This is a genomic window from uncultured Lactobacillus sp. (assembly GCF_947367085.1).
Taxonomy (GTDB): domain Bacteria; phylum Bacillota; class Bacilli; order Lactobacillales; family Lactobacillaceae; genus Lactobacillus.
Genome location: NZ_CANBCP010000024.1, coordinates 1 through 26,039 on the forward strand (window position 1 = coordinate 1; position 26,039 = coordinate 26,039).

19 protein-coding genes, 7 tRNA genes and 1 riboswitch are annotated in these 26,039 nt (G+C 35.7%); of the genes, 22 read left to right on the top strand and 4 right to left on the bottom strand.

The features are described from left to right. From Q0Y70_RS05395 to Q0Y70_RS05425, 7 genes are all read left to right on the top strand, one after another. Positions 1 to 366: amidohydrolase family protein (locus Q0Y70_RS05395; protein ID WP_297817840.1), on the top strand; the 366-nt coding region annotated here is incomplete at its 5' end. Between the two features lie 118 nt (positions 367 to 484). Further along, entirely contained in the window at positions 485 to 973 is a 489-nt protein-coding gene (locus Q0Y70_RS05400; protein ID WP_297817843.1) for a PTS sugar transporter subunit IIB, read from the top strand. Between the two features lie 10 nt (positions 974 to 983). Continuing rightward, positions 984 to 1,904, top strand: a complete 921-nt coding sequence (locus Q0Y70_RS05405; protein WP_297817846.1) for a PTS sugar transporter subunit IIC — start codon at positions 984 to 986, stop codon at positions 1,902 to 1,904. Further along, positions 1,891 to 2,709, top strand: coding sequence for a PTS system mannose/fructose/sorbose family transporter subunit IID (locus Q0Y70_RS05410; protein ID WP_297817850.1), 819 nt, complete (start codon positions 1,891 to 1,893; stop codon positions 2,707 to 2,709). Before Q0Y70_RS05405 ends, Q0Y70_RS05410 begins: the two co-directional genes overlap by 14 nt. A gap of 20 nt (positions 2,710 to 2,729) precedes the next feature. Then, a complete protein-coding gene (locus tag Q0Y70_RS05415; RefSeq protein ID WP_297817853.1) occupies positions 2,730 to 3,131 on the top strand; it encodes a PTS sugar transporter subunit IIA in 402 nt (133 codons plus the stop codon). A gap of 183 nt (positions 3,132 to 3,314) precedes the next feature. Then, positions 3,315 to 3,481, top strand: a riboswitch (M-box (ykoK) riboswitch). A 78-nt stretch (positions 3,482 to 3,559) separates the two neighbouring features. Beyond that, positions 3,560 to 6,238, top strand: a complete 2,679-nt coding sequence (gene mgtA / locus Q0Y70_RS05420) for a magnesium-translocating P-type ATPase (protein WP_297817856.1) — start codon at positions 3,560 to 3,562, stop codon at positions 6,236 to 6,238. Positions 6,239 to 6,369: 131 nt separating this feature from the next. Further along, entirely contained in the window at positions 6,370 to 7,407 is a 1,038-nt protein-coding gene (locus tag Q0Y70_RS05425) for an LCP family protein (protein ID WP_297817859.1), read from the top strand. A 51-nt stretch (positions 7,408 to 7,458) separates the two neighbouring features. Here Q0Y70_RS05425 and Q0Y70_RS05430 read toward each other — a convergent pair whose 3' ends face one another. Next, positions 7,459 to 9,477: a hypothetical protein gene (locus tag Q0Y70_RS05430; protein WP_297817862.1), complete on the bottom strand. Its 2,019-nt coding sequence runs from the start codon at positions 9,475 to 9,477 to the stop codon at positions 7,459 to 7,461. A gap of 210 nt (positions 9,478 to 9,687) precedes the next feature. Here Q0Y70_RS05430 and Q0Y70_RS05435 point away from each other — a divergent pair, with 210 nt between their 5' ends. Then, positions 9,688 to 10,683 carry a tagatose 1,6-diphosphate aldolase gene (locus Q0Y70_RS05435; RefSeq protein ID WP_297817865.1) on the top strand — a complete coding sequence of 332 codons (996 nt, stop codon included), beginning with the start codon at positions 9,688 to 9,690 and terminating at the stop codon, positions 10,681 to 10,683. A gap of 85 nt (positions 10,684 to 10,768) precedes the next feature. Here Q0Y70_RS05435 and Q0Y70_RS05440 read toward each other — a convergent pair whose 3' ends face one another. Further along, positions 10,769 to 15,373 (bottom strand): BspA family leucine-rich repeat surface protein, encoded by a 4,605-nt coding sequence (locus Q0Y70_RS05440; protein WP_297817868.1) that lies wholly within the window; start codon positions 15,371 to 15,373, stop codon positions 10,769 to 10,771. 307 nt (positions 15,374 to 15,680) lie between these two features. On the opposite strand from Q0Y70_RS05440, the gene Q0Y70_RS05445 reads away from it, so the two are divergent. Together Q0Y70_RS05445 and Q0Y70_RS05450 are read left to right on the top strand one after the other, a co-directional pair. Further along, a complete protein-coding gene (locus tag Q0Y70_RS05445; RefSeq protein WP_297817871.1) occupies positions 15,681 to 16,256 on the top strand; it encodes a histidine phosphatase family protein in 576 nt (191 codons plus the stop codon). 237 nt (positions 16,257 to 16,493) lie between these two features. Beyond that, positions 16,494 to 18,524: a glycoside hydrolase family 3 N-terminal domain-containing protein gene (locus Q0Y70_RS05450; RefSeq protein WP_297817874.1), complete on the top strand. Its 2,031-nt coding sequence runs from the start codon at positions 16,494 to 16,496 to the stop codon at positions 18,522 to 18,524. A 133-nt stretch (positions 18,525 to 18,657) separates the two neighbouring features. Here Q0Y70_RS05450 and Q0Y70_RS05455 read toward each other — a convergent pair whose 3' ends face one another. Beyond that, on the bottom strand, positions 18,658 to 19,191 hold the full coding sequence (locus Q0Y70_RS05455) for a peptidoglycan-binding protein LysM (RefSeq protein ID WP_297817893.1): 534 nt from the start codon (positions 19,189 to 19,191) through the stop codon (positions 18,658 to 18,660). A 293-nt stretch (positions 19,192 to 19,484) separates the two neighbouring features. Beyond that, on the bottom strand, positions 19,485 to 20,279 hold the full coding sequence (locus Q0Y70_RS05460) for a Cof-type HAD-IIB family hydrolase (protein ID WP_297817877.1): 795 nt from the start codon (positions 20,277 to 20,279) through the stop codon (positions 19,485 to 19,487). 183 nt (positions 20,280 to 20,462) lie between these two features. On the opposite strand from Q0Y70_RS05460, the gene Q0Y70_RS05465 reads away from it, so the two are divergent. The 12 genes from Q0Y70_RS05465 to Q0Y70_RS05520 form a co-directional block, all read left to right on the top strand. Beyond that, positions 20,463 to 20,534 (top strand) — tRNA-Gln (locus tag Q0Y70_RS05465). A gap of 113 nt (positions 20,535 to 20,647) precedes the next feature. Further along, positions 20,648 to 21,556: an L-lactate dehydrogenase gene (locus Q0Y70_RS05470; RefSeq protein WP_297817879.1), complete on the top strand. Its 909-nt coding sequence runs from the start codon at positions 20,648 to 20,650 to the stop codon at positions 21,554 to 21,556. 123 nt (positions 21,557 to 21,679) lie between these two features. Beyond that, positions 21,680 to 22,432, top strand: a complete 753-nt coding sequence (locus tag Q0Y70_RS05475; RefSeq protein ID WP_297817882.1) for a mucin-binding protein — start codon at positions 21,680 to 21,682, stop codon at positions 22,430 to 22,432. A gap of 54 nt (positions 22,433 to 22,486) precedes the next feature. Continuing rightward, positions 22,487 to 22,568: transfer RNA gene (locus tag Q0Y70_RS05480), tRNA-Tyr, on the top strand. Between the two features lie 7 nt (positions 22,569 to 22,575). Then, positions 22,576 to 22,646: transfer RNA gene (locus Q0Y70_RS05485), tRNA-Trp, on the top strand. A gap of 15 nt (positions 22,647 to 22,661) precedes the next feature. Then, positions 22,662 to 22,734 (top strand) — tRNA-His (locus Q0Y70_RS05490). Positions 22,735 to 22,741: 7 nt separating this feature from the next. After that, a tRNA-Gln gene (locus tag Q0Y70_RS05495) sits at positions 22,742 to 22,813 on the top strand. A gap of 21 nt (positions 22,814 to 22,834) precedes the next feature. Continuing rightward, positions 22,835 to 22,905 (top strand) — tRNA-Cys (locus Q0Y70_RS05500). 31 nt (positions 22,906 to 22,936) lie between these two features. Then, a tRNA-Leu gene (locus Q0Y70_RS05505) sits at positions 22,937 to 23,020 on the top strand. A gap of 115 nt (positions 23,021 to 23,135) precedes the next feature. Further along, positions 23,136 to 24,296 (top strand): glycosyltransferase family 4 protein, encoded by a 1,161-nt coding sequence (locus tag Q0Y70_RS05510; RefSeq protein WP_297817885.1) that lies wholly within the window; start codon positions 23,136 to 23,138, stop codon positions 24,294 to 24,296. Next, positions 24,296 to 25,339 (top strand): glycosyltransferase family 4 protein, encoded by a 1,044-nt coding sequence (locus Q0Y70_RS05515; RefSeq protein ID WP_297817888.1) that lies wholly within the window; start codon positions 24,296 to 24,298, stop codon positions 25,337 to 25,339. The genes Q0Y70_RS05510 and Q0Y70_RS05515 overlap by 1 nt, the downstream gene beginning before the upstream one ends. Then, positions 25,339 to 26,039, top strand: a 701-nt coding sequence (locus Q0Y70_RS05520; protein WP_297817890.1) for a lysylphosphatidylglycerol synthase domain-containing protein, incomplete at its 3' end; no start/stop codon positions are given. The genes Q0Y70_RS05515 and Q0Y70_RS05520, both read left to right, overlap by 1 nt.

Genomic DNA, 26,039 nt, shown 5'->3' on the forward strand with positions numbered 1-26,039 from the left:
AGAGGACCTGAGCATATTGCCCTAATTACTGACTGTATGCAGGCAGGCTTAATGCCAGATGGCGACTACATGTTAGGTGAATTGCCAGTGTATGTAAAAGATGGCATGGCAAGATTGAAGTCTAATAACAGCTTGGCTGGAAGTATTTTATTACTTAAAGATGCTGTAAAGAATTTGGTTAACTGGAATGTTGTTACACCGGAAGATGCAGTAATGATGGCTAGTTATGTTCCTGCAAAAAGTATGTCCATGACCAGAAAATGTGGTATCATCAAGCCAGACCATGACGCAGATTTCGTCGTTTTGGACGATGATATGAGCCTGGTAGAAACATATTTAAATGGTGTATCCAGATATAGAAAATAATTTCAAAAAATTGGTGTGAACCAGTTGACAAAAACTGGTTGGTACCTTATTATTTAATTGTAAGTTAAGCGCTTTCATATAATATCTGGAAGCATTTTTAACAGTTCGGAGGGAAATTATGAGTATAGTAGGAGCTCGAATCGATGGACGATTAGTCCATGGTCAGGTAGCAAATCTTTGGACACCAAAGCTTCAGGCTGATCGTATTATTGTTGTTGATGAAGAAGCAGCTGATAATGATATTCAAAAAAGCGGCTTAAGAATGGCAACTCCAATGACGACTAGATTGAGTGTTTTAAAGGCTAAGGTTGCTGCAGATCACTTAAATAAACATCGCTATGGAAATCAAAGAGTTTTCATAGTTGCCAAAAAACCAGCCGAGTTTTTAGCATTGCTTAACGATGGAGTGAAATTAGATACTTTAAACGTTGGTACCATGTCACAAACTGATACCACTAAATCTATCACCAAACAGATTAACGTTGAAGAAAAAGACGTTAATGATTTTAAACAAATTGCAGATAAAGGCGTAAACATCACTGCACAACTTACCCCGAGTGATGATTCTCACGACTTTATGAAATTGTTGAACGAAAAGTTAAAGTAGGAGGGTCATTATGATTGCTTGGTGGCAAATACTATTGTTAACCCTATATGCGGGTTATGAAATTCTAGATGAATTGCAAATTTATTCATCATTGAACACTCCTGTTGGTGCAGGATTAGTTGCTGGAATTATCATGGGCGACATGGGAAAAGGCTTGATGATTGGTGCAGCAATGCAGTTGATGGTTTTAGGTGTTGGTACCTTCGGTGGTGCATCTAAGATCGATGCAACAACTGGTACTGTTTTAGCAACAGCCTTTTCTGTAAGTGTTAGTGGTTTAAGTTGGCAAGCAGCAGTTTCTTCAATTGCTGTTCCTGTAGCTGCTATCATGGTTCAATTGGACGTTTTAGCAAGATTTACAAACACTTACTTTGCTCACAGAATTGACCACTTTATTGATGAACAAAACTACAAGGCTATTGAAAGAAACTTCCTGTATGGTGCTATTCCTTGGGCATTATCACGTGCCATTCCAGTATTCGTTGCTTTAGCATTTGGACGTGGCTTAGTTCAAAATATCGCTAACGCTTTAAACAGCGACTGGAAGTGGTTAGGAACTGGTTTAACAGTTGCTGGTGCTGCATTACCTGCAGTTGGTTTTGCAATCTTATTGAGATACCTACCAGTTAAAAAGCATATTGCATACTTAATTTTAGGTTTCACAGTAACTACATTATTCGCAACAATGTTTACTAACATCCAAACTTTAGGTACTGGACTTGCTGCTGCAAGCAAAGGCTTCACTACTGTATTTAATGGTTTACCAATGCTTGCAATCGCACTTTTGGGATTGGGACTTGCTATCTTGCACTACAAGGGCATTCCATTGTCAAAGGCTAAGTCCTCAAATGCTTCAGATGCTTCACAAAGCGTAGAAAAGACTAGTTCAGACGCAAATGACGAAGGAGAGATCACTGATGACGAACTCTAAATTAAATTATAAGTTAACTAAAAAAGACTTTAATCAAATTAATAGAAGATCTCTTTTTGGATTCCAATTAGGTTGGAACTATGAAAGAATGCAAAACACTGGTTACTTATACACCATGCTTCCACAACTTCGTAAGATCTATGGTGATAAGTCTCCAGAATTAAAAGAAATGATGAAGACTGAAACTCAGTTCTTTAACACTTCAAACTTCTTCAACACCATTATTACTGGTATTGACTTGGCAATGCAAGAACACGAAGGAATCGAAAGTCGTGAAACTGTAGCCAGTTTAAAGGTTGGTTTGATGGGACCATTTGCCGCAATTGGTGACTCAATCTTTGCCGCATTAATTCCAACTATCTTTGGTGCATTGGCTGCTTCAATGGCTGCTGAAGGAAACCCAATCGGTGTAATTATTTGGATTATTGCTAACTTAGCAATCTGTGTGTTCCGTTGGAAACAATTACACTTTGCTTATGAACAAGGTACTTCATTAGTTACTGATATGCGTGATCGTTTGAACGCATTGACTGACTCAGCTACTGTTTTAGGTGTGTTCATGGTTGGTGCTTTAGTTGCTACTATGATCAACATTAAGTTTGCTTGGGTACCACATATTGGTAAGGTTACGATGGATATCCAAAACAACTTGGACATGATTATTCCTAAATTATTACCAGCTTTACTTGTAGGTTTTGTATACTGGTTACTAGGAAGAAAGAAAATGACTTCCACTAAGGCAATTTTAATTGTTTTAGTATTATGTGTAGTTCTCGGTGGTTTAGGTATTATTGCTAAAGCCTAACTGAGAGAAAGGAAATTATAATGGCTAAAGATTTAGTTTTGATTAGTCATGGCAAAATGGCTGAAGAAGTTAAAAAAAGTGCTGAATTAATCATGGGTCCGCAAGACCACGTTCACACTGTTGTTTTACTACCTGAAGAAGGTCCAGAAGACTTTCAAAAGAAATTTGAAGACACGATTAAGGATTTTGAAGAACCTGAAATTACTGTCTTTGCAGATTTGATGGGTGGTACTCCTGCTAATACTGTTAGTCGTCTAATTATGAGCGGCAATGATAATATTCACTTGATTGCTGGTATGAACTTAGCAATGGTAATTGAATGGCTCAACAGCCAAATGATTGGTAACGATGGTGACTATGTTACCGCTGCTAAGGCTGGAATTGTTGATATTAACCAAATGCTCGCTAACATGAAAAAGTAGCTAAATGAATAACTAGATATTAAAAAATCTACTGATTTTTACGTCAGTAGATTTTTTTGTTATAAGTTATTTAATTTTTGAATAAGATATATAAAAATTTTATATCAAGGTAAAGATTTATTAAACATAGTTGAAAAATGCTAGCTTGGATTATAAGCTAAAGACGAATTAAATATTGGTATGCAAATAAACTGTTAGGTGAGACTCCTACGTAAATATATGCTGGTGCCCAGCAACATCCAGAGATGCCAATGGGTTAAACAGGAACTGTCGACTTAAGGCTTTTCCCAATCAGCTAGTCATAAGACTTTACGTTACGTAGTGTTAAAACTGAACGACGAGTGAATCAAAGCTTGCTAAGAGACCGATGCAGTTTATGCGTCGGTCTTTTTTGTTTATTTGCTGAATTCTTAGAGGGAGAAAGTAGAATGATCAAAATCGACTCAAGAAAACGTGCAAAAACAGATGTAGCTTTAGTCAGAAAGCTTGCTAATAAGGACGTAAACGAAGTATTAAGGACTTTCGATACTTCGCTAGATGGACTAAATTCAAGCCAAGCTAAAAAACGATTAGATAAATACGGTCCAAATGAAGTTTCAAATAAAAGTCACCATTCTAAGTTATATTTTTTAGGTGAAGCTTTTTTGACACCCTTTACCGGAGTATTGATATTATTAGCTGCCTTGTCATTTTTTACAAATTATTTATTAGCTAGCAGCAGTGATAAGGACCTTAGCACTGTGATTATTATGTTAGCCATGATTTTAATTTCAGGCATTACTAGTTTTATCCAAAATATTAGAACCACTAATGCTGTAAATAGTCTGCTCAATATGGTCTCAGTTACTTGCAACATTAAACGAGATCAAAAAGACCAGGAACTGTCAACTCAGCAAGTAGTAAGAGGCGATATTGTAACCTTAGCTGCTGGTGATTTAGTTCCGGCTGATATGCGTTTAATTGAAAGCAAAGATCTATTTTGCTCAGCTAGTTCATTAAATGGTGAATCTAGCCCTGTTGAAAAAAGTGCAAATCAAAAACCAAGTATAAATCAGAATTATTTAGATTATCCCAATATTGTTTATGAAGGCACTAATATTGTCTCAGGTTCAGGTGTTGGAGTTGTTTTTGCAACAGGGGAGGAAACTGTTTTTGGTAAATTAGCACAAAGCTTAGATCAAAATCAAGGACAAGCAACTACTTTTGATATTGGTATCAAAAATATCTCTAAGATCTTATTGTTAATGACTGCAGTTATTACGCCACTTGTTTTTTTGATCAATGGTTTGACTAAGGGAGATTGGTTTAACGCTTTGATCTTTGCTATTGCTACTGCTGTAGGATTAACTCCTGAAATGCTGCCAGTAATTGTCACAAGCAATTTAGTTAAGGGATCAGTTGAGATGGCCAAGCATGATACGATAGTCAAAAAGATGAGCTCCATTCAAAACTTTGGTTCAGCTGATATTTTGTGCACTGATAAAACCGGTACTTTAACTCAGGATAAAGTTATTTTAGAGCGACACTATGATTTGAATTTGAAGCAAAATAAGCAAGTTTTGAAAACGTCATTTTTGAATAGTTTTTATCAAACAGGGATGAAAGATCTGATGGATGAAGCCATTATCAAAGCTACTGATTCCAAAATCGATACCTTGAAAATTAAAAACGATTTTCAAAAAATAGATGAGGTTCCCTTTGACTTTAAGCGCCGTAGATTAAGTGTAGTAGTGGAAAATAAGAGTGGTGAGCGTGTATTAGTGACTAAGGGAGCCGCTGAAGAAATGCTAGCTTGCAGTCGCTATAAGCAAGTAAACGATAAGATCACCATATTAGATAAAGCAGCTAAGGAAGATATCTTAGCTAAAATTGAAGAGATGAATCGTGAAGGATTGCGAGTTTTATTGCTTGCTTATAAGAAAAATCCGATCCTAAGCGGTGAATTAAATGTTAACGATGAAACTAACCTTATTTTAGTTGGCTTTCTTGCATTTCTTGATCCACCAAAACCAAGTGCTAAGCAAGCGTTGAGAGCATTAAAAGACGACGGCATTAAAGTTAAAATTTTAACCGGCGACAATGAAGCTGTAACCAGAAATGTCGCAAATCAAGTAGGAATTAGTGTGAAAACTGTTTATCAAGGCCAGGATTTAGAAAATAAAAGTAACACTGAATTAATGAAAATAGTGCAAGAATGTGATGTTTTTGTTAAGTTATCTCCTGAGCAAAAAGCTCAAGTTATCGGGCTTTTAAGAAAAGATGGCCACACTGTCGCTTACATGGGTGACGGTATCAATGATGCCCCTGCTATGCAGGCAAGTGATGTGGCGATTTCAGTAGATAGTGCGGTTGATATTGCTAAAGAGTCCGCCGATATTATTTTGCTTCACAAAGATTTGCGAGTATTAGAAAAGGCTGTCAAAATAGGTCGCCAGGTTTTTGGCAATACTATGAAATACATTAAAATTACTCTATCTTCTAACTTTGGAAATATTTTATCTTTACTAGTTGCATCAGCTTTCTTACCATTCTTGCCAATGCTGCCAGTTCAGTTGTTAATTTTAGATTTGATGTATGGAACAAGCTGCTTATCCATTCCATTTGATAAGATGGATAACGCTTATCTTTCAGAACCAAGAAAGTGGAGCACTAAAAAATTACCTAAGTTTATGTTTTATTTTGGACCAATTTCATCAATTTTTGATGTGATTACGTTTGCAGTCCTATTTTTCTTAGTTTGTCCACAATTAGTCGGAACCACATATGCCCAGGCAACTAGTAGTCAAAAGTTACTTTTTAGCCTTATTTTTTGTACTGGTTGGTTCATTGAGTCATTGTGGACTCAAGAAATGGTGATTCATGCTCTCAGAGATCCTAAAATGCCTTTTATTCAGCAAAAAGCAACTTTTGCTGTGATGATAGCTACAATTGGAATGGCTCTTATTGGCACGCTACTACCATTTATTTTGCCTGTGGCCAAATCAATGAAGTTCGGTCCCATCCCAGCTTATTTCTTAGTATTAGTCTTAATTTTATTGCTGCTATATATTTTCTTAACCAGCTTAGTAAAAGCTTGGTATTTAAGAAAGGAAAGATATTTAATCTAAAGAGTTATCTAGTTTTTGAATGAGATATATAAAAATTTTATATCATAATAAAGATTTATTAAAAAGATATCAAATCTTCTTTTGGTAATGAAATAGTTTGTTACCCTTAAGGCAAAGAAAAGAGGATGAGTATGAACAATAAGTCAAATCAAAAAAAGTTCCATTTTATATGGATTATTTCTATTTTACTAATTCTTGTAGTTGCACTAGTTGGAGCAGGATATGGCTATGTTAAATCTGTGACTAACAATATTTCGACTAATCATCGCGCCAAAGATGTTGCAAAATTAAAACAAGGCAAGCCTATTTCAATTTTAGTGATGGGGACTGATGTTGGAGCCTTGGGACGCGGAACTTCTTATGCGGGCAATACGGATACTTTAGAATTAATTACGATCAATCCGACCCAAAGAAGAACTGTAATGACGGCAATTCCACGCGATACTTTAGTTAAAATTAATACTTCTCATGGCAGTCTTTATGAAAAAATAAATGCCTCTTATGCCATTGGTGGAGATAAATTGGCTAAAAAGCAAGTTAGTGAGTTATTAGATGTACCAGTTGATTATTTTGCCTTAGTAAATATGGGAAGTCTTGAGAAAGTAGTTGATGCTGTTGGTGGCGTTGAGGTTAACAATCCGTTTACCTTTACTTTCGATGGACATAAATATCGCAAGGGTTATCAAAAACTAAATGGTAAACAAGCGTTAGGATATAGCCGGATGCGCTATGATGATCCAGATAATGATTATGGCCGTCAAAGACGTGGTCAACAAATATTGATTAGCTCAATCAAAAAATTTAAAAACCAAGGTAATTTGATTGCTGCTAATAAGATTTTAATGGCAATTAAAGATGGAGTACGTACTGATGTGCCTTTAGATAATCTGAGTGTCTTGTATAAAAATTATGCGCCAGCTATGAATTCAACTTATAACGAGCAATTAAGAGGAAAAGATGCCAAAATTGATGGTATTGATTTTCAAATTGCAATGCCTGACCAATTAAATGATATTTCTAAGCAAGTCAGAAATTCATTGGGATTAAGGCCGGCTGCAGTTGTGAATGAAGAAACTAAGCTTGCTGACCAGCAAACAAGTTGGGATGGCTATAAGAATCTGGAATTTAGCCTGCCAAATGGAGCCAAATATAATCAATTAACAAAATAGAGCACAAAAATACGCTGAGAATTTAAAATTTACTCAGCGTATTTGTTTTATCTATTTAAAAATTAATTGAATAGTTTCAAGCGGCTCTAATTTTTCATTGATTGTGGCAAGCTTGCCATCTAAATCAATATCAATTTCTTCAACGCCGACACCATTTTGGTGGTAGCGAATTAAAGTGGCTTTTTGAGAAGTTAAGTGAGAAACGTGCCACTTAATTTTATCGTAGCTGTCTAGTGAGAAGTTAGAAATCCAAGCGACTTTACCGTCAGATTGAACATTCAATTTAACATTTGACATATCAACATCGAGATAATCGATTGGAGCAACTGATGAAGCGATTTGCTGCATAATGCCTTGTTTGTAAGTGGAGAATTGTGATTCCCAGCCATGCTTTGGATCTTGGTCCATTGGCATCAAGATGATGTGTTTGTCGATAACAGTCATGAAGGCGCCTAATTTTTCATCTAAAGATGAATATGCCCAAGACCATACTTTAACGTCGCTATCATGATCATAATCAATCTTGAGATAGTTACCAGTGTGTTGATTCATGGTAACCCGAGGATTCTTGACGCCTTGAACTGTTAAGCCATCAGCTTGTTCAAATGACTGATATCCCGTCTTACATGGGTGCCAGGCGGCTTTATGAATGTGAAGCAAGCTGTCCAATTCACGATCTAAGATTACTTGAATACTTTCGCCATCGAGAAAGACCGTATTGTTTTTAAGCAGCTCGGTAATTTGTTCATTCGTAAAGTTACGCAGCAGTTGACCAGCGATTGCAATTGTTTGCCCCTTTAAATGCATATCTGATTGAATCGGTAAAATCGTCGTTGCAAAACCAAAGCTTGCAAGTAAACTTGCCCAGTTCTTTTCATGTGGCAGCATTTCTTCGGGTGCTTGTCCTTTTGTTGTATGGATAGAATAAGCTGAATCTTGATCAACTAAGACTTTGATACCTTTTAAGTTGTGCATCTTTAAGCGATTTTCTTTTAACTTAGTTGCAAATGGCTTAATTTTTGCCAGCATCGTATCATAGTGCCAGTGGTCGTTGATGCCGTTGCCCATCATGTCAAACAAGTTGAGCATGATTCCACGTGCACCAATTAAGGCACTAGTGATAATTTGAAAGGCAATAAACCGGTTGGACTTAACTTGAGGAGTCCACATTGAGTTTTCTAGTTCTGGATAAAGCTCAGCCTCATCGCCTAAGTAAGCCGCAGTGATGCGGCTGTATTCTTCGAAGCTTCTAGCATAAATGTTTGGCGCCACTTCATTATATGCAGGCAGGTGCGGGCGAGCGACACGTGGATGGTTGAGACCTTGAGCATCAAATAATTCATTCCAATCTCTGCCCTCAATTGCGTGCCAGTCAGGAAATGAAGTCATTTGCCCCATATCAGTTTTAGGGCTGATCTTGTGGACTGCATCAGCAATCATTTTTTCGTTTTTAATCATTTCTTTGCGGGCTTGATCTAAATAAATCTTACGTTCAGCAGTAGGTTTGCCAGGTTTTAGCATGTTTTTGACAAATTCTGCTCGACTTTCTTTTTTACCAAGCTTTTCTTGATAAATCTTCATATGATAATCACAAAAACACATTAACTTAAGTGGAGTGTGATTGTAGTGACGAAAGTCATCTTCCATCCATAATCTCCGAGGATGAATGGAAGCGTATTGAGCATAGCGTTCGGTAATGTACTTTCTCCAAGTAGGATCAGCCGGGCAAGCCATGTCTTGGGCTTGATCACCGTTAATATCGACAAAGGTTCTAAAACCAATTTCAGGATTCACATGATAGCCACGATCTGAGTGCATTATAGTTGTCCAAGGATTGAGGCTCGTTGTGACGCCTAATTCAGCTAACTTTTTTTGAATTGGCTTAATGGCATCTAGCCAGACTTGAGTTTGCGCTTTAGTTAAATGACTATGATTTAATTCTTCACCGTTAATAAAGAACGCAACATCATCGATTTTAGCTTTTTTAACGAATCTATATAACCTTTCATCTTGCTCTTTGGTGTTAGTTCTTGGATCGAATGAATAGCGAAGTGTGTATATAAAAGACATAAATGCCTCCTTGTAAAAAAATCTTTTTCTATATTTACACTTTAATTTTATCATCAATTCATAGTGGTAGGAACCATATTGAAATAAAAATACTATAATATCAGTAATTTTTAAAATATTTGATAAAATATGTAATCGTTTACTTTAAAAATGGTTGGTACAAGTTTATAATATAGATGTGCGGTTAAAGTGGTTAAAGGAGAACAATTTATGAAAAAGATTTCAGCTCAAGTTGCAAAACATATGGATAATTTATCAACTCAAGACGGTATCATCAGTGCTTTGGCTATTGATCAACGGGGATCGTTGAAGAAAATGCTAGCACAAGCTGCTAACAAGCCGGCTGATGAAACAACGATAGTTGATTTTAAAAAAGCAGTATCAGAGGAATTAACCCCTTATGCATCTGCTATTTTGACAGATCCAGAATATGGGCTTCCGGCAACAAAAGTAAGAGATAAGAATTGTGGTTTGCTCTTAGCGTATGAAAAAACTGGTTATGATACCACTGAACCAGGTAGAATGTGTGATTTGATTGAAGACCAATCTGGTTTGAGAATCAAAGAAGAAGGAGCAGATGCAATTAAATTCTTACTTTACTATGATCCAGATGAATCTGCTGAAATTAATGACAAAAAGCGTGCATTTGTTGAAAGAGTTGGAGCAGAAGCTAAAGCAAATGAATTGCCATTATTTTTAGAATTATTGACTTATGACGCAAATATTGATGATGCTAAAGGTGAAGAATATGCTAAAGTTAAGCCTGAAAAAGTCATTAAGACTATGAAGGAATTTTCTGATCCACGTTATAATGTGAGTGTATTAAAAGTTGAAATGCCATTTAACATCAAATATGTTGAAGGCTTTAACGGTGATAACAACGTTGTTTACTCCCAAGATGAAGCTAAGAAGCTATTGAAAAAGCAATCAGATGCAACTGACTTACCTTACATTTTCTTATCAGCCGGTGTAACTTCAGAAGAATTCATCGCTGAAATTAAAATGGCTGAGCAAGCGGGTGCAAACTTCAATGGCGTTCTTTGCGGCCGTGCAACTTGGAAGCCAGCAATTAAGCCGTTTGCTGCTCAGGGAGAGCAAGTAGGACGCAAGTGGCTTTCTACTGAAGGTAAGCAAAACATTGAAAACTTGAATAAAGCTCTTAAAGGTGCTAAATCTTGGAGAGATAAACTTGAAGTTGAAGATTAATTTTGTAATTTAAATTTGAAACTTTTGGTAACAAAAAAGACGATCGTTGATGATCGTCTTTTTTTATATGTAATACTTAATAAAATTATTTGTTACGACGTTTTCTATCTACAAGGCCTAAGCTTGCAAGTGCCATTAATGCTAAGCCTAAGATACCTAGGTTATTTTGCTTTTCACCAGTTTGTGGCAAAGTATTTTTATCTTCTTTTTCTTGAGAAGTAGATTTACTTTCTTGGCTTATATGGATAGCCTTAGGAGCAACGTATTTAACTTCTTGCTTAGTTTGAGTTGGTACAGTTTCCTTGTCAGGAATCTTTTCGCCATGAGGCTTTGGATAATTGGAATCATCGTCAGTAGTTGGCTTATCTGGGGTAACTGGTTGATCTGGTACTTCAGGAAGTGGACGTGGAGTATCAGGAGTTACTGGTGGAACTATTGGAGTGTTGTCATCACCGCCGTTGTTATCTCCGATGCTAATGTAAGATACAGTAATCGTTACGTTAGCAGTTGATGGGTCAACACTTACGGCTTGAATGGTGGATACTTGATCTTGACCAACATAAGAGTTGTAACCATTAATTTGTGGAATATCAAAACTATCCCATTGACCCTTAGCTGGAGTCCAAGCACCATATTCGATTGAGCCATCGGCATGTTTGGTAACAGTGCGAGTGAATTCAACACTTTGAGTCTTAGTAGAAGTAGTGCCATCAGGGTTTTCAATGATGATAGTTCTAGTAGGCTTCTTAGTTTCAGTAGATTTAACTACGTTAGACTTGTAGGTAACTTTGACAGTAACGTTAGCAGTGTCAACATTAACGTTAGCCGCGTCAATTACGGTAGCCTTAGTTCCATCAACGTAAGAATCATAGTCTTTGATAGCAGGAATGTCGAACTTATCCCATTGACCTTTAGCTGGAGTCCAGTTAGAAATTTGTTCAGTTCCATCGACATGCGTGGTGATAGTGCGAGTAAATTCAACGCTTTGAGTCTTAGTAGAAGTAGTACCATCAGGATTTTCGATGATGATGGTTCTAGTAGGCTTCTTAGTTTGGATAGTTATCTTAGGACTTACAATGTTCAATTTATATACACTAGTCATTAAACTTGCTAATGTATTGCCATTTACTACATCTTCAATGCCATTTGGATTGTTATATGGATCATAAGAAGCAGAAGGTGAAACTCTGTTAGCTGTCTTAAGGTGTCCGTCGACAGTGTCAGCTTTTTCATCCCAGTCATGGACTAAGTCGCCAAGATCGGTCTTTACAACATTGACACCAGTTTCTTGATTGAAGTAATCTTGCATATCACTTAAATTAGTGAAGATAAAGTTCAAACCATGTTGTGAAAGTTCTTGATCATTGTCAGCTCTAACAAAAGTTAATATGTCAGAGTTTTGACGACCAGTAACATTATTTTTGTTTTTATCAGTCCAAGTTTGATTGTTGACAGCGAGTAAAGTAGGTAATGCCTCACCATTTTTACCATTGGCAATTACCACAATTGGGTGGGTACCTGCAAAGTCAGTGATGACAAATGCGTTCTTAGCATCTGGCAAAGAAATATTGTTCATAGAAATAACTGCATTGTTATAAAAGTTCTTGAACATATTTTCAACGCCGCCTAATGTTCCGTTTTCATTAACTAAGCCGTTGCCATTAAGACGTTTGATGTGACTAAGATCCCAGTTGTTTAAACCGATATATTTTGCACCGCTGTAGTTAAACATACCTTCAGCAATTTCTAACTTACCAGTATCCCAACCACTTAAATCTATCTGCTCTAACTTAGGAGTATCGTAAAACATTGCACGAGTGTCATGTACATTAGAAGTGTTCCAATGTGAAAGATCACCAACTGAAGTTAAGGATATATCGTTAGCAAACATATCAGCTAAACTGTAATTTTGAGCAGTCTTTTTTAAGCCAACGCTGCTAGTGTCCCAGTTCGATAAGTCAAGTTTTTCAAGAGCAGGATCACGGAAGAACATATAACTCATGTCAGTGACTTTAGAAGTGTTCCAGTTATTAACAAAGCTCAAATCTTTTTGCTTAGTCATTCTGGCAAACATGTAGCTCATGTCACGGACCTGGGAAGTATCCCAGTTGAGATTTTGAAGTGCCTCATCTGGTAAGTTGTTCAAGCCAAAGAACATACCAGACATGTTAGTAACGTTGCTGGTGTTCCAATGTGATAAATCACCAAGCTTGGTTAATTTGCCTTGACCGCCGAACATATAAGACATGTTAGTTACATTAGATACATCCCAATTTGATAGATCAAGGTCAGTTAAACTACCGTGAGGGTTAAGTGATTGAAATTCTTGTGGATTAGTATTTGTGTTTATTACACTTTCAAACATACCACCCATATTTGTAACGTTATGAGTGTCTAGATTTTCAATTCCAATAATCTTCGTTAATTTCGGAGTGTTATAAAACATTGAACTCATGTCGGTGATGTGGCTAGTGTCAAGTCCTGTTAAGTTTACGCTCTCAAGATCAGTCATATTGCTAAACAAGCCAGCTAAACTTGTTACCTTAGCTGAAAGATTAATATTAGAGAGGTCAGCTGTTTTAGCGTGTGTATTTTTTAGGCTAAGGACATATTCATTGAGAATATCACTACTAATGTTTTTGGTATTAGTAATGTTCACGTCAGCAATACTATTACCGGCCCAGTTAAACATACCGGACGTGTTAGTTTTTGCAAAATCTAAGCCGCTCAAGTTTACGCTTTCAAGATTTTGATCACCTGTAAATATACCAGCTAAATTGGTAATGTTATTGAGGTTAAGCCCAGTAAGATCAGCGTGCTTTAGACTGGCCATATTGCTGAGCGCACCAGCTAAACTCGTAATGTCAGGTGAAAGGTTTAATCCTGTAAAGCTTATCGACGTAGCATTAGTATTTCTTAAACTGCGGATGTATTCATTAAAGATAGCCTGAGGGATGCTTTTGGTATTAGCAATATTAATTTCTTTGATATTATTGCCATTTGACCAATCAAACATGCCACTTGTTTGGATATTTGCAAAATCTAAGTTGCCAAAGTTCACTTTAGTTAATTTAGTATCGCCATAGAAGAGATTACCCATATCAGTAATATGACTAACATCAAATCCTGAGAGGTCGACGTTTTCAAGATCAGGCATGTTGCTTAGTAAACCTGAAATACTAGTAACTTTAGGAGAAAGACTAATTCCACCGAGGCTTACGGAAGTAACTTTGCTATTTCTAAGACTTGAAGTATATTCGTTTAAGATATCAGAAGAAATGTTTTTAGCGTTAGTAATATTGACGTTTTTGATGTTGTTATTAGCCCAAGCAAACATTCCATCTGTTTTAATATTTTCAAAGTTTAAGTTGCCAAGGTTAACGTTAACTAAGTTACCATCACCATAAAACATATTGCCCATATCAGTAATATGACTTGCATCAAAACCAGTGAAATCAACATTTTCAAGACTACTGTCATTAGTAAATAAACCACGCAAACTGGTGATATCAGGAGATAGGTTAAGTTTACCTAAATCGACGGATGTAGCGTGAGAATTTCTTAAACCGTCGACATATTTACTTAAGATGGGTTGAGTTACATTTTTAGTGCCAGTTAAACCGATATTTTTAACTTGCCAAGTCCAATCGAACATATTGGACATCGTAGGATTATTTCCGAAGTCCCAGCCACCGAAATTGACGTCAGAAAGTACGTTGTCACCAGAAAACATATTGTTGAAGCTTGTAATCTTACTGATATCCCATCCACTTAAGTTGGCATCTTCTAATACAAGATCATTTTGAAATGCGCTGGTCATATTAGTAACGTCACTAGTGTCTAAATGACTAAGATCAACGCTCTTTAAAGTTGATGAATCGGCAAAAGCTGCAGTCCAATCACCTTTAGCGTAAACTTTGTTCTTGTCATCGCTGCCATCACTATCAATAACGATTTGAGTTGCGCCGGCTTTAGAGATAGTCTTCATTAAATCTTTAGTGATGTAGACTTTGTCGTTATTAGAAATTTTGCCAGCGTTGTTAAAGTCTGAGGTATTTGGAATGTAAATATTTTGCTTATCTTCGCCATGGTAGCCAGTTAAAGTATACTCGTGAGTTTCATCGTTGAGATTGCCGTCCCAATCATCAACATTGTATTGAGTATTTGCTTGCTTGGTTGCAGTCTTAACATCCTTTTTATCAGTTGTAGCTTGCTTTACTTTATCTGATGCTGTTTTTTCAACTAGACTTTTGGCATCTTTATTATCTTTTGAATCAGAAACCTTTGTTTTAGTTGCTGCTTCAACTTGAGAATTATCTTGAGATGCTTTTGATACTTCGGCTTTTTTATCACTATCTTTAGTAGAGAGAATAGTGGTATTTTTTTCGTTAGTTTGGAGAGAAGTTGAGTTTTGTAAAGTGTTTGCGGATTTTGTATCTAAGATAATATTCTTTTGACTTTCCGCTGTTTTATCAGTTGCTTTATCTTCACTTTGAACAACTTTAGAAGTTTGGTTGTTGTCAGCAGAAGTGGATTCATCTGCTGCATAGACAGTATGACCGTTAATCCCGATAAAAGTCATCCCGATTAAAACAGATGCAGCTCCTATAGTTAATTTACGAATGGAGAAGTGGTCTTTCTTCTCATCCATTTGTCTTATTTTCTCGTTAAAATTATTTTTAGACAACATAATAATTTGTCCTCCCTAACTTAAACTTTATCTCTTTTCATCGAGTATTATACAACATATTTTCATAATTCGATAACAAATCGATTATAATTATGTACTTAGAAATGCTTAAGTAGTAAAGAATATCGAGCACGTAAAATAACAAAATACAATATAAATATCACCAGTAATTTAAAAGACAAAAATAAGGGGCGTTAGCTTGCTTGAGAAAAACATTAATTAATAACAAACTCAGAACTAAAAATAGAAACAGAAAAAATGATTTTCATGATATGATATTTAGATGTAAAAAAAGAAGGGGAAAGTCATGAAAACTATTTATTTAGTCCGCCATGGTCAAACATTTTTTAATTTACATCAAAAAGTACAAGGCAGAGTTGATTCACCACTGACTGAGTTGGGAATTCGACAAGCTCAAAAAGCCAGAGAATGGTTTCAAAAAAATAATATTGAGTTTGATATGGCGTTTTGTTCAACTCAAGAAAGAGCAAGTGATACTTTAGAAATTGTTACTGATAATAAGCTTGCTTATAAGCGAATGAAGGATTTAAGAGAAAAAAGCTATGGTATGTATGAAGGACAAGATCAATATACATTGCCATGGCATTATGGTGAAAGCCGCGATTTTGTAGCAAGCATGGAACCTGATCATGAAGTGGTTGCGCGCATGGAAAAAGCAATGGTCAAAATTCTAAAAGAAGCTATTCATGCGCAAACTATTTTGATTGTGGGACATGGAGATATTTTGGCTCAGTATATTAGAAGACATGATTCAGGACGTAATTTTAGTTCATTAGCTAATTGCGAGATTGCCAAGTTAAGCGAAAATGATGGTAAGGTTGAATTAGTTGATACAGTTTGGCCGGCTAGAAATTTAGAATAAAGAGATAAAAACGGAGGCATCCTCCGTTTTTTTGCTAGAAATGCTATACATTCTTTCGATACTGCTGGTTTATGACCGTTAAATAAGCAAGTGAATAAGAATAAAATTATAATATACGCATATAAATATTATTTTTAAAGAAATAATGTAAGCGCTATAATTGGACTAGAGCAACTAGAAGGAAGAATAGTAATTTAGTCAAACGGAGGTGTAAGTAGAAAATAGAAAGGAAGACTTATGAATAGGATAAACAAAACTATCTTTACAGTGATATCTGGTTTATCTGTTGCTGTTGGATGTTTGTTAAGCAGTCAAAATCAAACACAGGCAGCAGACCAGGGCGTTACTGAGCAACAAATTAATCAATATATTGACAATGCATCCCTTGAACAAAAAGTTGGTCAAATGTATGTGTCAAGAACTCCACAAACTCCAGGACAAGCAGAGCAAGATGTTGCTAAGTATAATTTGGGAGGATTGATTGTGTATGATGCCGATCTAAAGGGGTTAACTCAGGATCAATTTAAACAAAAGATGCAAAGATATCAGAACTCAGCTCAAACTCCCTTACTCGTAGGGGTGGACCAAGAAGGAGGTTTGGTATCACGTTTAACTCACAGTGGTCTTGTTGCTCAAAATGGTGATCAATTTGCTTTTCCGCGTAAGCAGTATGAGGATGCGGAAAAAGCAAAACCAGGTTCGGGAATGGAAGTAGTTCTTAAATATGCCCGAGAAAACGCAACGCTTTTGCGTCAATTAGGCATTAACTGGAATTATGCACCAGATGCTGATTATAGTAATACCACTGGGGGATTTATTTATGATCGTACCTTTGGTGGTGGAAGCTATCAAGCTACAGCAGACTATATTAAGCAAGTAGTACCAGCATGGCAACATGATAATCTGATCGCATCTACTTTAAAACATTTCCCAGGTTATGGGGATGCTGCTGATACGCATACAGGTTTTGCTACTCGTCATGATTCTTTGGCTGATATTGAAAAAAATGATATGTTACCATTTATTGCAGGCATGCAAGCAGGGGCCGATTCAGTAATGGTGACACATGTAATTTATGATAAAATTGATCCAATTTATCCAGCTTCGCTATCTGCAAAGATGAATAGATTAATCAGAGATTATTGCCATTATAACGGTCTAATTGTTACTGATGCCTTAGAAATGGGCGCAATTACAGATTTTGCAAAGCAACACGGTAATCTTCCCGTTGATGTGTTAGCTGTGATGGCAGGTAATGATATGATTATGACTTCTGATTATGCAACTGGAATTGGAGAAATTGTCCAGGCTGTTAAAGAGGGAAAGATAAAGGAGAATCAAATCAATGCCTCTGTTAAACGGATCCTAGATTTAAAGAATAAATTAGGATTGTTAACCCCTGAAAGCTTAAATCCAAATAAGCATGCTAAGCCTGATGAAGACACTGATCCTGATCATCATGAAAAGCCAACTACTCCAACTGGTTCAAAAAAGATTACCTTAAATGCTGTAAATTACAATAGCGACAATACGATAGCTTATATTTCTGGAAAAGTAGCTGATGCTGCAGCTGAGGGCTCTATGGTTATGAGCGTAGTTAATGTAAAAAGCAATAAAGTTATTGCAACTGCGGTTGTTGGTGGTAAGGGTGAATTTACTATTAATGTCCCAGTTGAGGATAAAAAACAAGAATTAAAAATTGTCTCAGATGACTCTGATTATGCTGCAGTTGTTACTTCAATTAAAGGTAAAGAACCAGAAATCATTGTAAATCCGGGACAAGATGCTAATACCATTGTTGAAACTCTTCCTGAAGTTACTGGTGCTGAAAAAACAGTAAACTATGTACCTGGCTACGGTGTTAATGTCTGGACGATAAACAATGGCAGAGTTATTTTTACACACATGCATATTAATGATGGAACCAAAGTAAAGGTATTTGATAATAAAGTGATTAATGGAGTTTCATATTCTAGAATCCAAACTGCAAATGCTGACTTATGGATTCAAACACAATACTTGAATACTAAGAATAATAGTGAAGAAATTCCATGTGCTGGAATTTTAAAAGTTGTCTATAAAGGTCAAGGAAAAGTAAAATTGACTGATAGTAAAGGAAGATACTTAGGCAACGAAGAATCAACCTTTGTTGCCAAGAATTCTTCATATAAGATTTTTGGCAAAAAGACGATTAATAATAAAACATATTATCGTTTAGGAACACAAGTACAATGGATTCCTGAAAACTATACTAAATTGATTAAATAAGATTTGACGCTTAACTTACACAAAAAGAGCTGTTACGTGATTCAATTACGTTAACAGCTCTTTCTATCAAAAATGAAGATAATAAAAAACGCTGAAATTAATTTCAGCGTTTTGTTGTAAGCGAATATATTTTTTAGTACCAGCCGTGACTAATCCAGAAGTTCTTAGCATTTACCCAAGAACCGTAACGTGATTTAACATAGTTGTTAGCAACACGTTCTTGGTTAGCTGGTGAGTAGTTACCGCCTAAGTAAGCGGCAGATAATTGATATTTACCGATGTATTGACCGTTACGTGCATTGTAATTGCCACCAGATTCGCGCATTGCGATCCAGTTCTTTGCAGCAGCTTCAGCGTTGTTAACTGGTTGTGAAACAGCTGCTTGGGTACGAACGACACCGTTAACAGTATATTTAGCCATGATCCATTGATTTAAGCCTAAGTCGTACCAAGTATTGCCTTGAGCATCCTTAGCTGACTTAACTACTTTATAGCTTGAACCATGCTTTAAGTATTGGCCAGTTGTTTGACCGTTTTGGAAGTTGTTCCAAACTGCGATTCCATAACCAGGTACGTAGTTAACAGTTACAACTTGGCTTGTAGCAGCTTGTACTTGGTTAGAAGAAGTATTAGCAGTGTTAGCAGCAACCAAACCGGTAAAGGCAATTGCAGTACCTGCAGATAATTTAATTAATGCGGACTTGAATTTATTCAAAATAAACTCTCCTTTGATTTAATCATTTGTAAGTTCTTTAATAGTCTTTTCTTAACTGACAGCCTTTATACTACATGCTCAATATTTCAGAACCATTACAAAACCAAGTCTTAACCATTATAAAGATATGAAAAAAAGCGTCGTATTTGTAAAATATAACGCTTTTTGCAAAGGATAAATTGACCTTAAAGCTTGGTATTAAGCTATTTGAATGGATTATTACATTTTGTAACAAAAGATAGTGATTAAGACATCTTTGATAATGCTTCGGCGATGCCATCGTGATTATTATCTAAGGTGACATTAGAAAACTTCTTTTTTAAGTCTTCTGGTGCATTACCCATTAAAACGGGATGTCCGACAACTTCTAACATATCTTCATCATTATAGTTGTCTCCAAATGCCCAAGTGTCTTTCATTGCAACATCAAAAGCTTGAGCCATCACTTTCACGCCTACACCTTTTTTAACACCTTTAATCATAATCTCCAGGAGGTGAGGAGCAGATTTTACAAGATAAAGTTCAGGATATTTTTCTTCTAAAACCGGCTTCAACTTATCCAATACGTTAGCTTCACCCATTAACAAGACCTTGTGGACACCTTTTAATTCTTTAATATGATCGATAGAAACAGGTAAAGATTTAACTTCGACAATTTCTTCTTCGCGTTTTACGCGGGAATTAGGTTTTAATGAAGAAAACCAATTGTATCCACTATATACATTCCATGCAGTATCACCGTCTTGCTGTTCAATGAACTCGCAAATTTCGGCAGCAGTAGATGCTTTCATGAACTGGGAATTAAGAGGCTTGCCCATCTCATCTAAGACTAAAGCCCCATTATAAGCAATTAACGGACAGCTATTAGTAATTTGCCCAGCAGCAGTCATAATAGCTTTAGGCATTCTAGCAGAGACAGGTACAAATAAATTACCATCCATAATTTGTTTTCTGATTGCATCTCGCGTCTTAGGAGTAACTTGTAAATCAGAGTTAATTAAAGTTCCATCAATATCGCTAAAGATAATTTTGGCAGTCATAAATTTACCTCCATACTTTTATTATTTCATTATAACCAAAGTTTGTTAGTAAATTCAGGTTTATAAAAAAATTGATTTTTTTTAATTTAATAGTTGACTTAGAGCTTAAACTTTACTATATTAGTTAGTGTTGAATGAGAGTTCAACTGGTTACATTGAACAACAAGTAAAAGTTCAATCAAATGGGTTATAGCCAAGTGGTAAGGCAATGGTTTTTGGTACCATCATGCGCTGGTTCGAATCCAGCTAACCCAATCCTTGATAAGCTCAGACGAAGGTCTGAGTTTTTTTGTTTATGTGTATAATTTTTTAAAGAAATAGAGTATTCTGAACATGTAATCTATATTTTTTAGAAAAGAGCAAAGAATATGAGAAAAGTTGCAGTTATCGGAATGGGACATGTGGGAGCTACGGTTGCTTATACATTGTTTACCCATGGTATTGTGGATAGCTTGGTTTTGTTAGACAAAAACGAAAAGAAATCTACAGCTGAGTATAATGATTTAAGAGATACTTTAGCTAGAAACAACTACTATGTAGATGTGGAAGCTAACAATTGGGATGAATTGAAAGATGCCGATATTATTGTTACAAGTTTTGGCGATATTGCAGCTACAGTCAAGACTGGTGATCGCTTCGGTGAATTTGATATCAATGCAGCTAATGCTAAAGAAGTAGGTAAGAAAATTAAAGATAGTGGCTTTAATGGGATTTTGATAAATATTTCAAATCCTTGCGACGCAATTTCTACTATATTGCAAGAGACAACGGGACTTTCTAAAAAGCAAGTCTTTGGGACAGGTACTTTCTTAGATACAGCTAGAATGCAAAGAATTGTTGGTGAAGAATTAGATGAAGATCCACGTAATGTCAATGGTTTTGTCTTAGGTGAACACGGCGCTTCGCAATTTACCGCTTGGTCAACTGTGAGTGTTAATGGTAAAAAGGCAACCGAATTATTTAATGAGGAAAAGCGTGAACAATTGAGTGCACAGCCCAACAAAAACTCTATGAAAGTTGCTTTTGGAAAAGGCTATACTTCTTATGCTGTAGCAACTTGTGCAGTAAGATTAGTACAAGCTGTTTTTAGTAATGCTAAACTGTTTGCGCCAACTTCAGTCTACTTGCCAGAGGTAGAAACATACATTGGTTATCCTGCAATTATTGGTAAAAATGGAGTAGAAAAGGTAATTAAGTTAGAATTAACACCGCAAGAAGATAAGCAGCTTCGTGCGTCAGCTGATATTATAAAAAAGCATATTGCTCAATTAAAATAAGATTTACAAAGATAATATAACAATTTAAAAAGGAGCTTGATTCTTCAAGTCTCTTTTTTTAAACTCTCAAAAAGATGATGCTAGAATATAACTGAGCACAGAAGAATGAAAGCTGGTTATATTATGTTACTAAAATCATCCCAAACTTATAAGCCGAACTATATGAAAATAATTCCAATTGTTATTTGGACACTTGCTTGCCTAGGATTTTTGTTTACAAATAGGGTTCAAGCTAGTAGTACAAATGAATTGCAGTCTGAAACAATCCCAGTAAAAAATGATTATAAAAATATTATTCAGACACGAAACGTTACTCAGACTATCTACTATCAATATGAAGATGGAAGTCAAGCTGCTCCAACTTATAAAAATATAGTTAACTTTAAAAGAGTAGATATTCAAAATGAGGATAATAATATAATTGTTAATCCCGGTGGTCAATGGGTTCCAGTGAAGCAGAGTTTTAAAGAAGTTGTTAGTCCCCAGCTGAAAGGCTTTATTCCAGATAAAACTAGTATTAAAGAAAATAGTGTTGATCCCGCTGCTCAAAACATTACAGATGTGGTGGTATATCATCCTATAAAAAGTAATCAGCAAGTTCAAAACTTTAATAAGATAAAGTCTTCTGTGCAAAATCAAGGCATTTCTTCAAATAAAAAAGAGCAATCCGTATTGCCAGTAGTAGTTCATGATGAAACTAAGCTGAATAACGAGGTTGCTGTTAAAAAAATAAATATGCCGAAAGATAACGTGCAAAGTGTAAAAGTTCTTCCAGAAACAGGTGAGAATAAAATGACAATTATTTCTTATTGTGGATTTATGTTGGTATTGATCGCCGTTTTTTTAGAGACTTACTTAGTTACTGAAAAAAATTAAATTTTTAGCTTGCATTTGAATTCTAATTCAAGTATTATATCTAAGTAACGTTTCGGAGGCCTAGCGAAGTGGCTAAACGCGGCGGTCTGTAAAACCGCTCTCTCTGAGTTCGGTGGTTCGAATCCACTGGCCTCCATTTAAATAGGGATATCGTATAAAGGTAGTACATCGGTCTCCAAAACCGCTAGTGTGGGTTCAATTCCTACTATCCCTGTTTTTAAATATCACGGCGGAATTGGTGAAGCGGTTAACACACCGGTTTGTGGATCCGGCATGCGTGGGTTCGAGCCCCACATTCCGCCCTAACATTGGGATATAGCCAAGTGGTAAGGCAATGGACTTTGACTTCATCATGCGTTGGTTCGAATCCAACTATCCCAATTTGTTAATAAATCAGAAGATGGCGGTGTAGCCAAGTGGTAAGGCACGGGTCTGCAAAACCCTCATCATCGGTTCAAATCCGATCACCGCCTTCGCCTGAATTTTCTGATTGAATTGAATTATGGCGGTGTGGCGGAATTGGCAGACGCGTCAGACTCAAAATCTGGTGTCCCCTGGGACGTATCGGTTCGACCCCGATCACCGCTATTATTTCAGACATTCTGGCTGGCTTAGGACGTGAGTTTGACTCACGTCTTTTTTTTTGCAAAATTGCATGTAAAACTGACAACCCGTATAATGTTTCGTATATGGAGGTAATACAATGAACATTGGTCTTTTCACAGATACCTATTTTCCACAAATATCTGGAGTGGCAACTTCAATCCAAACATTAAAAAATGCTCTAGAAAAGCAGGGACATTCTGTTTTTATTTTTACTACTACAGATCCACACGTAGCAAAAGGAACGGTTGAACCCAATGTTTTTCGTGTAGGAAGCGTACCATTTGTTTCATTTACTGATAGACGTATTGCATTCCGTGGATTATTTCAAGCTAGTAAAATAGCTAAAGAAGTCAAGCTAGATGTGGTCCATACCCAAACAGAATTTTCAATGGGATTAATTGGAAAATACATTGCACATAGCCTTGATATACCTGCTATTCACACCTATCACACTATGTATGAGGATTATTTGCATTATGTTTTAAATGGACACTTACTGAGACCTTACCACGTCAAACAATTTGTTAGGGCTTATTTGCATAATATGGATGGTGTAATTGCTCCTAGTGAGCAGACCCATAAAACTCTTTTAAGGTATGGTGTAAAAATTCCGATCCGTGTTATTCCTACAGGGGTGGATTTAGAAGGAATAAATGAAAATCCTAAGCGCGATGTACGTCAGGATCTGGGATTAAGTGATAATGATTTTGTTTTACTAACTTTAAGTCGAGTAGCTGCTGAAAAGAAAATAAATAATATTATAAAGGCTTTACCATTGATCATTGAAAGATTTCCAAATGTTAAATTTGTGATTGCAGGTGATGGCCCTGATATGCAAGATTTAAAAGATCAGGTTGCTCGGTTAACTTTAGAAAACTATGTGGTATTTGCTGGTAGTGTTGAACATACAGATGTGGGTAATTATTATCGAATGGCTGATTTATTTGTGTCTGCCAGTGATACAGAAACACAAGGTTTAACATATATTGAAGCATTAGCGGCACAAACTCCTTGTGTTGTTTATAAGACTGATTACACTGAGCAAATATTTGATGATACTAATTTGGGAATGATTTTCACTACTCAAAAAGAACTTGAAGAAGATATTATAAAAATGATTGAAAGAGGAAAAACAACCATACCCAAAAATATTCAAAAAGAAAAAATGCAACAAGTCTCATCTGAAACTTTTGCTTCTAATGTAGTTAACTTTTATACAGATGCAATTAAGAATCATCAAAAATTAGAGGTTTTATAATGATAAGAATAAATATGTTCTCTCAAGCTGATTCTGTTCAAGGACAAGGAGTGGGTTCAGCTTATAATGAATTAATGAAATTACTACGTACAAAATTGGTAGAGGATTTTTATGTAACAGTTAATCGCTATGGTCAAAGTGATTTAACTCATTATCACACAATAAATCCCTCGTATTTTGCGAATAGTTTTTCACCAAGCCGGGGGCGAAAAATCGGTTACGTACATTTTTTACCAGAAACTTTAGAAGGGTCCATTAAATTACCTGAGCCAGCCAAAAAGGTATTTTATAAATATGTAATTGATTTCTATAATCGTATGGATCAAATTGTAGTTGTTAATCCAATATTTATTGATAAGCTAGCTAATCATGGAATTAATCCAGATAAAGTTAAATATATTCCAAATTTTGTTTCAAAAAGTGAGTTTTATGAGCAAAGTCAAGAACAAAAAAATGCTTTTAGAAAAAAATTAGGGATCGATCTTGATAAATTCGTGATTTTTGGTGATGGACAGGTTCAAGAAAGAAAAGGTGTAGATGATTTTGCCAAGTTAGCAATCGCAAATCCAGATATACAGTTTATTTGGGCAGGTGGTTTTTCTTTTGGAAAAATTACAGATGGTTATGATCATTTTAAGAGTCTTGTTGAAAATCCTCCTGCAAATCTAAAATTCACAGGGATTGTTGATCGAAATGAATTAGTGAATTATCTAAACATTGCAGATTTATTTTTGCTTCCCTCATACGATGAGTTATTTCCAATGTCAGTTTTAGAAGCTTTTTCATGTAATACACCAGTACTTTTGAGAGATTTGGAATTATACAAAGCTATTATTGATGGTTATTATCTTGAAGGAAGAGATTTTGATGAGTTAAATGAAAAAGTCAAGCTTGCTAAAAAAGATGCTACTGTGCTTCAAAAATATAAGCAGCTCTCTCAAAAAGCTAGTGAACAGTATTCTGAAGATCATCTTGCTGAAATTTGGAAAAACTTTTACACTCAACAATATGAACTAGGAAAGAAATTGGGACAAATAAAATAATGAACAAAAAACATCTAATTGGGATGCTAGTCGTATTAGCAATTACTGGTTTTGTGATTTTTCAAGAGTTGCGAACTGTTGCACTTGATAAATTGGTGAGAGCAGCTAGCAATATTAACGTGGAATTCTTTGTTTTAGTACTTTTGGTTATGCTGTTTTCATATGCTTTTGAAGCAAGTATTATTGCTGTTTTGGAACATAGAAAAGATGAACCTAAAAGAAGTATATGGTCTTTTTTTAGAATTCCATTAATTCAGGCTTTATTTAATGCTATTACTCCAATGTCTACTGGTGGGCAGCCCTCACAATTAGTTGCAATGATTCAAATGGGAATTGAAGGTGGAAGGGCTACTTCAATTTTATTAATGAAATTTATAATCTATCAAATTTGCGTTCTTTTTGCTTATGTGACAACTATTTGCTTTGGCTTTCACATGGTTATGACGAAATTTAGTGGATTAGCTATTTTTATCCTGATTGGTTTTATTATTCATGTTTCGTCAATAATTTTCTTATTAGCTATCATGTTTGCCTACAATTGGACTAAAAAAGCAACTAATTGGTTAATGAATTTATTGGCAAAATTTATGAAAAAAGATCGAATAGAAAAATGGCGTAAAGAAACTATGGAAAAAATAGATACCTTTTATGCTGAAGGTCAACGCTTAAAGCGACAAAAAAAGAAACTTCTTTGGGCATC